The following is a 12,267-nucleotide window of genomic DNA, read 5'->3' as shown; positions in this document are numbered from 1 at the left end:
GAATTATTATTTAACGGCGCCGAAGGACAGACCGCGCACCAGCTGTTTCTGGCTGATCCAGCCAAAGATCAGGATCGGCGCGCAGGCCAGGGTCGACACGGCGGACAATTTGGCCCAGAACAGCCCTTCGGGGCTGGAGTAGGAGGCGATCAGCGCGGTTAGCGGCGCGGCGGCGGACGAGGTCAGGTTCAGCGACCAGAACGCCTCGTTCCAGCACAGGATCAGCGACAGCAACACGGTTGACGCCAGGCCACCCTTGGCAATCGGCAGCAGTACACGGACCATTTCCTGCCATAGGGTGGCGCCATCCAGGCGGGCGGCTTCGAGGATGTCCTTGGGGATATCCTTGAAGTAGGTGTAAACCATCCAGACCACGATCGGCAGGTTGATCAGGGTGTAGATGATGATCAGCGCGATGCGTGTATCCAGCAGGCCGAAGCTCTTGGCCAGCAGGTAGATCGGCATCAGCACGCCCACCGGCGGCAGCATCTTGGTCGACAGCATCCACAGCAGCGTGCCTTTGGTGCGCTGGGTTTCGTAGAACGCCATGGAGTAGGCGGCCGGCACCGAGATCAGCAGGCACAGGGCGGTGGCGCTGAAGGAGATCAGCACCGAGTTCCACGCATAACTGAAGTAGTTGCTGCGCTCGTTGATGTGCAGGTAGTTCTCCAGCGTCGGCGTGAAGATGAACTGCGGCGGCGTGGCGAACGCGTCGATCTCGGTCTTGAAGCTGGTCAGCACCATCCAGAAGATCGGGAAGAAAATCAGGATCGCGATGGCCCAGGCCAGGGTGCCGAGCAACAGGCTTTGCAGGCGGCGGGATTGTTGAAGCGTCATGGCGCGGCCCTCAAGGCTTGTCAGTCAGGTTTTTGCCGATCATCCGCACCAGGATGATCGCCGCGATATTGGCGATGACCACGGCAATCAAGCCGCCGGCCGAGGCCATGCCCACGTCGAACTGCACCAGCGCCTGGTTGTAGATCAGGTACGCGAGGTTGGTCGAGGCGTAACCGGGGCCACCGTTGGTGGTGGTGAAGATTTCGGCGAACACCGAGAGCAGGAAGATCGTTTCGATCATCACCACCACGGCAATCGGCCGGGCCAGGTGGGGCAGGGTCAGGTGCCAGAAGATCGCGATGGCGCCGGCACCGTCCAGGCGCGCAGCTTCCTTTTGTTCCTGGTCGAGGGACTGCATGGCGGTCATCAGCAGCAGGATCGCAAAGGGCAGCCATTGCCACGACACGATGATGATGATCGACAGCAACGGGTAGTGCGCCAGCCAGTCCACCGGCTCGGCACCGAACAGCTTCCACACGGCAGCGAGAATCCCCGACACCGGGTGGAAAATCAGGTTCTTCCAGATCAGCGCGCCGACGGTAGGCATGATGAAGAACGGCGAGATCAGCAGCACCCGCACCAGGCCACGACCGAAAAACTCACTGGCTTCGAGCAGGGCACTGATCAACACACCGAACACCACACTGATCAGCAGCACGCTGCCCACCAGCAACAGGGTATTGGTGGCGCCGGGCAGGAAGCCCGAGTCGGTCACGAAGTAAGCGAAATTTTCCAACCCCACGAACTCGTTTTCACCGGGGTAGAGCAGGTTGTAGCGGATCAGCGAAAAGTACAGGGTCATGCCCAGCGGCACGATCATCCACAGCAGCAGCAAGGCCACCGAGGGGCTGACGAGGAACCAGCCGGGGTTGGCCAGGCGGTTTTTGGCGGGTGTATTCATTAGGGTCAAGACCAGTCAGATACGAATCGGAGCGCGGTCAATGTGGGTGGGGGCTTGCCCCCTCCCACATTTGACTGTGGGTGGGGCTGGGTTATTTGGGGTAACCCGCCCGCTTCATCTCACGCTCGGTGGTGGTCTGCGCGGCGGTCAAGGCTTGATCCACTGTCTGCTGACCGGTCAGCGCGCCCGAGAAGAACTTGCCGACCTGGGTGCCAATCGCCTGGAACTCAGGAATGGTCACCAACTGGATACCGATATACGGCACCGGCTTGAGCGTCGGTTTGGTCGGGTCCGCGACTTTCAACGATTCCAGCGTCACCTTGGCAAACGGTGCGGCTTTCATGTACTCGTCGCTGTAGGTCGACGTGCGCGTGCCTGGCGGTACGTTGGCGACGCCGTCGGTCTTGGCGACCAAGGCACCATATTCCTTGGAGGTGGCCCAGCTGGTGAACACCTTGGCGGCGTCCTTCGCCTTGGAACTGGTCGGGATCGCCAGGCTCCAGGAGTACAGCCACGACGTACCTTTGTCGGTCTTTTCATGAGGGGCAAAGGTGAAGCCGACATGGTCAGCCACTTTGCTCTGGGTCTTGTCGGTGACGAACGAGCCGGCCACGCTGGCATCCACCCAGATCGCGCACTTGCCGCTGTTGAACAGCGCCAGGTTTTCGTTGAAACCGTTGCTGGAAGCGCCCGGCGGGCCGGATTTCTTCATGTTGTCGACGTAGAAGTTCAGTGCGTCCTTCCATTCAGGGCCGTTGAATTCCGGCTGCCATTTCTCATCGAACCAGCGCGCCCCGTAGCCGTTGGCCAGGGTGGTGATCAGCGCCATGTTCTCGCCCCAACCGGCTTTGCCGCGCAGGCACAGGCCGTATTGCTCTTTGCTCTTGTCGGTGAGTTTGCTGGCGAATTCGCCGATCTGGGTCCAGGTCGGGTGCTCGGGCATGGTCAGCCCGGCGTCCTTGAACAGATCGGTGCGGTAATAGGTGATCGAGCTTTCGGCGTAGAACGGCAGGGCGTACAGCGAGCCTTTGACGGACAAACCGTCACGTACTGAAGGGAAGACATCGTCGAGGTCGTAGGACGCCGGCAGATCCTTCATCGGCTCCAGCCAACCCTTGGCGCCCCACAGTGCAGCTTCGTACATGCCGATGGTCAATACATCGAACTGCCCACCCTGGGTGGCGATGTCGGTGGTCAGGCGCTGGCGCAGTACGTTTTCTTCGAGCACCACCCAGTTCAGCTTGATCTCCGGATGCTCGGCCTCGAAGGTTTTCGAGAGCTTTTGCATGCGGATCATGTCGCTGTTGTTGACGGTGGCAATGGTCAGGGTCTGCGCGCCAAAGCTGACGGCGCTGAGGGTCATGCAGGTGGTCATGCAGGTAGAGACGAGCAGTGCTTTTGCTGTGAACTTCATCGCGCACTCCATTTCCATGCCCAGGGGGCTACGGAAGGACAGTTATTGTTGTTGTGTCTTCCTACAAGGAGTCAGGAAGAGTGTGCGTCGATTACAGCCTTGAAACGGCGATGTGACAAATCCTTGGGAGCACTAGGACTGATACTTTTTTGCACTTGAGTTCAGGTGGGGGCTTGACGCCGGCGGGCATCCGAAAACCTGGCGCCCTGAATAGTGCGGTGGGGCCAGGTCTTCGCAGGTTACGATGCTACGACTTAATAGGCTCTTTTTTCATGCGTGGTCAGCTCTTTGATCCACTGTGGGTCCACAGGCTTGCGCCATTGGCCACGGGTGTGAATTTTCAGGCCTTTTGCGTCCCACTCGGCCATCTTCTTCTTCACTGACTCGGTGTACTCGGATGCCCTGCATGAAATTTCGGCCCAGGGGTCGACGATCCAGGCGTCTTTCCATTCGGATTGTGAAAAATCAATGGTGGCTTTACCTCCCGAGGCCGGTCCGCCGACAACTGTGAATACGTGGTCGCCTCCTTCCACATACCATGTTTGGGCCTTTCCTCCGCTTTTTTCGATGATGTTTTCGGATAGCAAAGCCATTTCCCCACAGTTTCCAGCCCCGGACTTCACAATCAGGTTTGGATGGTTCAACGCCCCAGGCGGTACGGTGTTGCGCAACCAGTTAATCGTCATATCTGCGGCCTCAGCGCGGGCCAGGTCCGCTTTTGAGTGCATTTGGTTAGCAGGCCCCAGGCCGGTGGCTTTCATGGAACGGTTCACGCTGTCTTGCGCTTGTTGTGCGTAGAATTTGTTTTGCTGTTCAGCGGTCCACGATGTGAAGTTGGCGGGATGGTCCAGCGCGGTAACCTGGTTGGGTTGCAAGGCAATATCCGCTTTATCAATCGCTTTGGCCCGCTGTAGCTGATAGACAACCTCGCGTTGCTGTTCATCCGTCAGATTCTTGCACATTGCTTTTAACTCATCGATGTCCTCTTTCAAGTAGCCCGTGCGCTCCAGATCTTCAAAGGCAAATTTCAATTTTGGCAGCGCAATGAAATTGGCATCAAACGGTAAGTTGGCAGCACCTTGACGGATGCTGAATTTATTCCGGTAAGCCCTCACCATCGGCAGCTCCCTACGCGTGCATTTATTGAACGTCAGCTGGCTGCCGGGTGTCTCCTCCAATCGTGCGTAGTAGAACTCGGCGGTATCCGCCTCGATCACCAGGTATTTGGCGGTACTGCCGTGTGCCTTGTCGTTAACGATCACCCCACGCAGTTCACGTTTATCGTCGACAGCATCAGTGATGCGGTTGAGCTTGACCACGCGTGTTTCTCGCTCCAGCCCCTCACTGTGTTGTGCGCTGAAAAAGCCGAATTCGGGTTCATTTTTGAGTGTGCCGGTGATTTTTGATTTGTAGACGATGGGCTTGGTCCCAGGCACCGGATGCAATTTTGGCCCCCTTTCGCCGTCGACCATTTTCCAGCGGCGGCGTTCGAAAATCACAAACTGGCCCTTGCGCAGGAACTTCGGCGCTGAGGGAAACAGGCGCACGTGCTCAAGCGCCTGAAGTTCCTGCTTCAATTCGCCGGATACCTCCTCGATGAACTTGGTAAAACAGACGTCGTTGGCACCGCGCTTGACGCGGCCGCCGATACTGGGGGCTGGGCACCAGGCTTCAAAGCTTTCCAGCGGCGTGTAGTGGTCGGCTGACTCCAGGTCTCGTAGCAAGCCTGGTTGGCGAGAGTCGTAGCGGTAAACCTTGCCCTCGTTGATCAAGTCGAAGCCATGGGTGCGCGTGACGGTATAGGCATCTGCGGCCAAAGGCTTTTCGGTGACCAGGGCTTTTGTGCCGTCGGAAAAGGTTTCTTGTTTCAGGACCGAGGATGTGTCAGACACAAAACCCTCAAGCGCAGGACCATAAGCGGCCATGGTCTTTGCGTCGTAGGCATACCACTCATTGCCCTGGCGTATGGCGGTGATGTTGGCCCGGTCCTGAGCCCCGGAAAGCCACACGCTGCCATTGGCCATGTCAGCTGTCTGCTCAGTTAGCTGGCCATCCTGAAGCCGGCTCAACGAGCGGATTGATTGCGTGGTAGTGGCAGCCGTGAAGTCCTTGAGCTCAATTGCTTCAACCTCTTTAACGCCAAACTTCTCGATAAACCCCGCGGATACCTTGGCAGCCGCCCAAGATGCAGCAGATTTGGCCAAGCCCCACAAATTGCTGGCGCCCTCTGTGGCAACAAGGATCGCGACATCAATGCCAAGGTCTACGCCTGCTTTCAGGAATTGGCCGTGATAAAGGTCTTCCAAGCTGCTGGTGCCGGGCAAGGAGTGCCATATGGCCTTGAAGAAGTCACGGGGTTGCGTGGCCGTTTCAAGTGTATTGCTGGACCAATTACGGTGAAGGTCGACAAAGTCGGATTTGTACAGGTATGTGGAGTCGACCATCACTTTGGCCAATTTCGATAGTCTTCCAGCCACATAATGGGGGGAGAACGCGTCATTTTCCTGGTGGGCAGGGAAGGACACCGGTAACGGCCAGGGTTCGTTATTGTCATCCAGGAGGCGTTGATCGGTGGCTCTCAAAACGACTTCTGATTTAACCCCCGATTTAGGTTCAGTGCCGGTCTTGAAAGCCTCGGCATCGATTTCCAGGCTGACTTTTTGGCCTAGGGGGGTATCCGGATCAATGTCGGCAATTCTTACAATCTGGCCCCACGTCGGGTAAACCGCAAAATCTCTTCTGGCCCCGTTGTAGATCGACGTGATCACCATGCCGCTGCCGGCGCCTTCAACGTTCAAAAACTCTACGTCGCCATAAAGCAGGCTCTTGCGCTCTTCGACAGGCAGCTTGTTGAGCATGTTCTCGAACAGTGTCGTGGTATGCCGCCTGCGAAGATTGAAATCCGCCTTTATAGCCTTGTCGAATTCATCGTTGATCACTGGAAAGCCAGGTTCCCCGGCCTTTTTACGCAGGCTGTCGAAATCCACATGATTGCCTTCCTGCCCCCAGCTTTCATCCAGCCTGCCTGCTTCATAGATTTCTGCCAGGCTATAGTGTCTCCCGCTGATCAAACCAGCGAGTTCGTTTTCAATCATAAAGCGTTTTTCATAGTCGATATGGCTGCCGAACTGTTCTCTTAGTACTTTCAGTGCCATGTCCCTTCTATTGGGCGCTTCAACTGTTCTCAGCCACTGGACGGCTTCGGCGGTGGCCTGGGTGGCTGCCTGGAGTTTCTGCTGGCTGTCTTTCAATTGCTCCAGGGTGTAGTTGTTCTTATCAACGTTGTTATGGATGGCCGCCCAATCCAATAACGGATTCATTTGCGCGTAGCTGTATATCTGCGCTTCCAGTGCTGAGATAGGCCGGATGTTATGAAGACTCATGATTTCCGGGTACGTCATGTTTGCGGTCGCGCCAGGCGCTGTCCATTCGATCCGGTTGACCGCAGTCGTAAACTCGACATCCTCCGGCGAGCCGAGCGTTACTTGTTTCGGTACATCCTTCACCAGTAATTGCGGTGCCGCCCCTTGTAGAAGCAAGTGCGCAACTGCCGGTGCAAGGTGACGAGGGATGCCTTTGTTCTCAATCAGGTGTTGCGTGAAGCGTTCGCGCCTGAGGTGAGTGCTGCGGCCAACGTTATCGTTGTCGGTCAAATCGGCTCCGGCAATGGTCTTGTGTTGAGTGCCGGCCGTTGGATCAACTTCCAGTATCAGGTACGTCAAAAGCAACTTCCTCAAGCTGGTTGAGGTTACAGCCACCTTAATGCGGGTTTGCAGATCGGTGGCGAGTTCAAGCGCATCACTGCAGGTAAGCAGTTGCTCCAGTGCCTGTTCAGGATCGGTACTGAGGTTGGTAACCCTACTGCTGAGGTAATTGAGGAGCGTGTTATTGGTGCCGATCCTTTTTTTCGCCTCTTCGACCAGCTCATCGCGTTGCGCGGCATTCAGCGGCAGTGGCGTCGACAGGAACCCCCAGCGATTGCCCAGCGGAGGAGAGTGGGGAGCCCGCGTCTGCAAGGCCTTCAGCAAATTGTCGTTGTCTGCTTTTGATGACACTGGGTACCAGTTGTTGTGCGAGATAAATTCGGCAACCGTTGTCACGCCCTTGGGTTGATGGGAAGAGTCTGGATCGACCACAAGACGCCTGGAGCCGCTGTCCGGTGTCCAGTTTTCCAAGGCTTGGATCAGTCTGTAACGGTCGTTGCTGTCACCCACTGCGGTGTTTTGCCGGGCCAGCCAGCCCACTATGTTTTCTGGGTTATCAGGTGGATTGGGAAATTGTTGGGTGCGGCCCATCAAGGCAGCCTGTTGGTCAAATCTCGTGCTGCCGGGGGTGTCGCTGAGGCTATAAAAGTTGGCCACCCATTGGTAGGGAGCACCGTTGGATTCGGCGTGAAGCAGTGCAATGGGTTGTGTTTGATTCGCGAATGCCTGCGCTGCGGTTAGCACGGGCGCCAGCGCGTCAAAGTAATTGGGGTACTTTTGCGCGAACGCGGTGGCAGTGAAACGCTGTTCTTGCGCCCCAACCTTGCTAACCAGCGCGTTGTCCGTGGGGTCATAACGCAAGGAAGCCAGGTCAACCTTCTGCTCATGCGCCCACGCCTTGAAACCCTGGCTATTGAGGGCTTTGTGCAGGTAGGCCCGCCATTGACCGAACAGGCTGTTGGGCGGTATCAGTTGGATGATTTTCGATGCGGCTTGTTCGGGGGCGAGTTTCAGTTCAAGCATTGCACGATGAACAGTGGTGGCAAGCTCACCTTCGGCGCGCGCCAAAAGGTCTTCGGGGGTGTCCTCAGCTTCCACAAGCGCCGCCCGGCTGGCTTTGATGGCGGCGGCCAGTTTTTCAAGTGGCGAGGGGGAGAGCGGCGTAGAGGCCAGCATTTGCGTCACGGCCTGCTGGTTTTGCCGTACGGCGACAGACTGGGGATCGTTCAACGAGGTGTCGACCAGTGCGCTGAAGGTTTGATTTTGAACCAATGCTAAGCCACGATTTAGCAAGGTGTTCAGTTGGTGTTCTTTCCAGTCGGGTTGTCGGGTGTCTGGCTGAGGGGGCATTTGCTCATTGTAGAAACGCATCACCTCGTTCAGTGTTGCGGTGGGCGGAGCAGGGTAGTGCACATTGGCATGAGAGCCTGCGGCCATCTGCTGCACCGCCTGCTTTATCTTGAGCCAGACATTACTCCACTCTTCTGACTTTTCTGACACATCGTTCAGGGTGAACGTGATTTCCACGCCTTTCACGTTGGCGGTCAGGGTGCCTGTGTCGGGGTTGATGCGGGCCGTCTTGGGATCAAGGCCTTGTTTCTGCGCAAAGTCGGTAAAAGTGGTGCTTGTGAACGCATTCAGAAGCTGCTGGCGAACTTGGTTGAAGGTTGAGTACTCGGGCACTTCATTGAGCATAGGTGGCGTATTGTCATTTCCACCATTCAGCGCTGGCAATTGTTTCAGCAGCGTCTCGCTGCACTGCCATGCCAGCGCCTCGTCGGCCTCCTGAACCCTTTGGGCTGCGGTCAACGGCGCATAGCGAGCGAGGCGTTGATCCAGTTGCTCCGCTGGCAGATCGACGATTTGTTGCTTGGCTTGCTGTTGACGTTGCTTGACGGGGGCATACTGTTGCTCGTAAAGCGGGTCGGAATGACGTAGCGAAGGAAATGTTCCCTCACGAATCAACTGCCCAATGTTGAATAACGTATCCTCATTGTAGTTTCGGGAGTAATCATGGGGCAGTGGCATGCCATAGAAGTTGGTAATCAGCTCAGGAAACGCCCGGTCTCGCCCGAAAAATCTGAAAGGTTCACGACTGGAGCCCGCCACTTTTGTGACCGCTTTGAAAACCGCCGATGTTGCCTTTGAAAAACTGTCTTTGCCGTACTGGCTGATATCAATGTCGTGGTCCTCCTGCTGCAGGAGGAGGCGCCCGGCGGGGTCGATCACCAACGATTCAATATCGATGTCATGGGTTTGGGCAAACGATTTGAAGGGTTCCGAGCGAAGCGCATCATCCAGCTCGGCAAGGGCCAGGCCAAAAGTGGAGTCGGGCTCGACGTGAACCGTGTATTGGGTGCCTTTTAGAGCCAGCTCTTTATCGTTAAGCAACGCGTTGATCAGGGTGTAGGCTGTATTGATCGCCAACTCCGCATCAGCCTTGTCAACCAACGTGTCGGCGAACTTGCGCAGCGAGGCGTTGCCTGTGTCCTGGCTGGGGGGCGCGTTCTGCAGATCTCGACGTAAGCGCGAAGAAACAGGACGAATTTTTGGCGCGCTGGGCACGGGACTATCAATGATTTCTTGAATCAACTGGTCGGTGTTTTTTTGCGGATCGAGCGCACTTGGCTGACCAAGAAGTTTCTCGACCTCTGCCCGTACTGCGGGAGCTGCCAGCGGATCAGGCGAACTCATCACGTGTTGCCTGATCTGCTCGAACAGGCTTGATTGTTCTTTTGTCGCTCTGAATCTGAGCAAGGATTCAATGCGCTGACGCGTGTGATCCGGCAGATCAACCGGCGGGGTGAAAGGTGTCTGGCGTTGGTCGATGGGGTTAGCGAAAAGTCCGATGACGATGGAGGTGACCGAGACGCGGAGCGGGCCAGCCGGTGGTTTCGGGTTATCACGCTGCGCAGTGGTTGTGCGGTGGTTTGAGACTGGAAGCCCGATCATAAGAAGTCCTCAACAGCAGCGGATATAGGCAGGAAATTCCGCGCAATGGAAAATGGAAGACACTTTTCTTACGTGGCAACCAGCGCTGTTAGGTTCCTTTTGAATTCCCCTATAGATCTATCTAGGGAGGCGTCGCTGTTTCAGGCGAGGTTCTGCTCAGTCAGTCGCTGCACCGCCAGGCGACGGTAGTGGGAAGGGGTCATGCCCTTGAGTTGCTGGAAGCGCCGGTTGAAGTTGGAGATATTGTTGAAGCCCGACTCGAAACACACATCCGTCACGGCTTTATCCCCATCGGCCAACAACTCGCAGGATTTGCTGATACGCAACCGGTTGACGAACTCGATGAATGTGCGCCCGGTGGCCTGTTTGAACACGCGAGAGAAGTAAGTGGGCTTCATGCCCAAGTATTCCGCCACTTCTTCGAGCGGCAACTCCCGCGCGTAGTGGGCGAAAATGTAGTCTACGGCGCGGTTGGTGCGGTCGATGCTGTGTTCATCGGCCAGTTGCGGCGTGGTCACACCGGAAAGCAGTTGGTAGTCCTCACAGGCGCTCAACACGTCCAGCAGGATAAAGAAGTGCCCCAGGCGCGCCATGCCTTGGGCGTCCTCGATGCGTTGCATCAAGGTCATGGCCTGGGCGATGGTCTTTTTGCAGCGAAACTCGATGCCGGACTGCGCCCGCTCCAGCAGCGGCGCCAGGCTTTTGAGTTCGGCGAAGATGTGGCTGCCGTGCTCGAACAGCTCATCGGTGAAGTTCACCAACATGTCGCGCTTGGGCACCACCTCGTCTTCCTCCACCTGGCTGATCCAGTTATGGGGCAGGTTGGGGCCGGTGAGGAACAGGCTTTCCGGGTAGAAGTTGCCGATGTAGTCACCGATAAACACCTTGCCGGAGCTGGCGACGATCAGGTGCAGCTCGTATTCCTTGTGGAAGTGCCAGCGCACCAGCGGGCAAGGGAAACCGTGTTGGCGATAAATAATGGACAGGCCGTTGTGGTCGTCCATCAGTTCGTAGGAAGGGTCGGTGATGCGCGTTGCTCGGGTCATGCTGCCGTCGCTTTATTGTGGTTGCTGCGTAGGATAATGCCCCCTTGCGCACGACCTCGCCAGCGTCGATGTTTATACGTTGCGGTTTTTTGCCTCGATCCACTGGGACATGTACTGCGTACTTTTGTGGGCATGGTGGCGCAGCATGCTGCCGGTGAAGTTATCGCGGCGATGGGCCGAAAGGCGCCCGCGGCACTGCTCCAGGCAGGCCACCAGCGCCGGGCCATGGATGTTCTGGTCATACCGTCTGGCCAGCAGTCGGCGACCGTCCTCCTGGGCCTGGTTCCAGCGTTCACAGTCTTGATACAGGGCCACCGCGGCTGCCGCGAGGGCCGGGGCGCTTTGTTCCACGGCACCAGGCCACGGCTGTTCATCCCCCATGGCCTCGGCACCGATCGGCGTGGTGACGTTTGGCGTGCCGCACAGCATTGCATCCGCCAGCTTGCCCTTGATTCCGGCGCCGAATCGCAAGGGTGCCAGGCAGATGCGCGCCGCGGACATCACTTGCAGGGCGTCTTCGGCCCAGTTCATTACATGAAAGCCCTGCGCCGGGTTGTGCAGGGCCGTGGCTTTGGGCGGGGTGTAGGCGCCATAAATGTGCAGTTGCGCTCCCGGGAGTTGCTGGCGGATCAGCGGCCACAGGCTGTTCTTCATCCACAGCACCGCATCCCAGTTGGGGGCGTGGCGGAAGTTGCCGATGCTGAGGAAATGGGCGCGGTCTTCAAATGGCGCGAAGGGCTCGGTCGGCGGTTCCAGCATCAGCGGGCACCAGTGGAGCAGGGCGGCGGGCACCTTGAACTGCTCGGTGAGCAGGCGCGCCTCTGCGTCGGAGATCATCAGGCTGATGTCACAGCGATAAATCGCGGCGATTTCGCGCTTGGCAATGTCAGTGTCGGCCATTAGCCGGAATTCTTCGTCCAGGGCCAAATTGAACAGGGCGCTGAAGTCGTTACTGTCTGGATGCGTCCTCAGGTGGTCCTTGAGGTGCTGGTGCCGGGCATCGCGCAGGCTTTGCAGGTCGCTGGTTTCCAGGACGCGAAGGGCATCGGGGCATTGTTTCTCGACACGCCAGCCAAACTGCTCTTCCATCATGAAGCGGTCGAACAGCACGATATCCGGGGCGAGTTCGCGGATAAAATCATCGAAACTGCTGTTATTGAGTTCGATTAGGCATTCGGCGATGCCCAGCGCGGGCAAATCGGCCTTGTGCTCGCCGATGGTTGCGGGGCTGCTGAAGGTTATGTCCCAACCTTGTGTCAGAAAGCTCTCAAGAATCTGCATCATATGCCCGCCTGCGGCCGAGGAACGCGGCTCCGGCCAGACATAACCAATGACCAGGACTTTGGTGGCAGGCTGATTCATCAACAACAGGTTCCTTGAAGGGCAGGGCGATCGGCGCGCAATTAAACCATA

6 protein-coding genes are annotated in these 12,267 nt (G+C 57.2%); all 6 read right to left on the bottom strand.

The window, feature by feature from the left end; translation table 11 throughout:
- Window positions 1–6 precede the first annotated feature (6 nt).
- On the bottom strand, window positions 7–837 hold the full coding sequence (locus tag BM026_RS24095) for a carbohydrate ABC transporter permease (protein WP_003173672.1): 831 nt from the start codon (window positions 835–837) through the stop codon (window positions 7–9).
- Between the two features lie 10 nt (window positions 838–847).
- Window positions 848–1,738, bottom strand: coding sequence for a carbohydrate ABC transporter permease (locus BM026_RS24090; RefSeq protein WP_071490600.1), 891 nt, complete (start codon window positions 1,736–1,738; stop codon window positions 848–850).
- A 91-nt stretch (window positions 1,739–1,829) separates the two neighbouring features.
- Window positions 1,830–3,113 carry an ABC transporter substrate-binding protein gene (locus tag BM026_RS24085; protein ID WP_371914420.1) on the bottom strand — a complete coding sequence of 428 codons (1,284 nt, stop codon included), beginning with the start codon at window positions 3,111–3,113 and terminating at the stop codon, window positions 1,830–1,832.
- Window positions 3,114–3,406: 293 nt separating this feature from the next.
- Entirely contained in the window at window positions 3,407–9,808 is a 6,402-nt protein-coding gene (locus BM026_RS24080; RefSeq protein ID WP_093530353.1) for a hypothetical protein, read from the bottom strand.
- 140 nt (window positions 9,809–9,948) lie between these two features.
- Window positions 9,949–10,854, bottom strand: a complete 906-nt coding sequence (locus tag BM026_RS24075; RefSeq protein ID WP_071490598.1) for an AraC family transcriptional regulator — start codon at window positions 10,852–10,854, stop codon at window positions 9,949–9,951.
- A gap of 72 nt (window positions 10,855–10,926) precedes the next feature.
- Entirely contained in the window at window positions 10,927–12,216 is a 1,290-nt protein-coding gene (locus tag BM026_RS24070) for a glycosyltransferase (protein ID WP_093530351.1), read from the bottom strand.
- Between the last annotated feature and the right edge of the window lie 51 nt (window positions 12,217–12,267).

It is taken from the genome of Pseudomonas sp. NFPP24, from assembly GCF_900112095.1.
GTDB lineage: Bacteria > Pseudomonadota > Gammaproteobacteria > Pseudomonadales > Pseudomonadaceae > Aquipseudomonas > Aquipseudomonas extremorientalis.
This window is presented reverse-complemented; position numbering and strand designations above follow the sequence as displayed.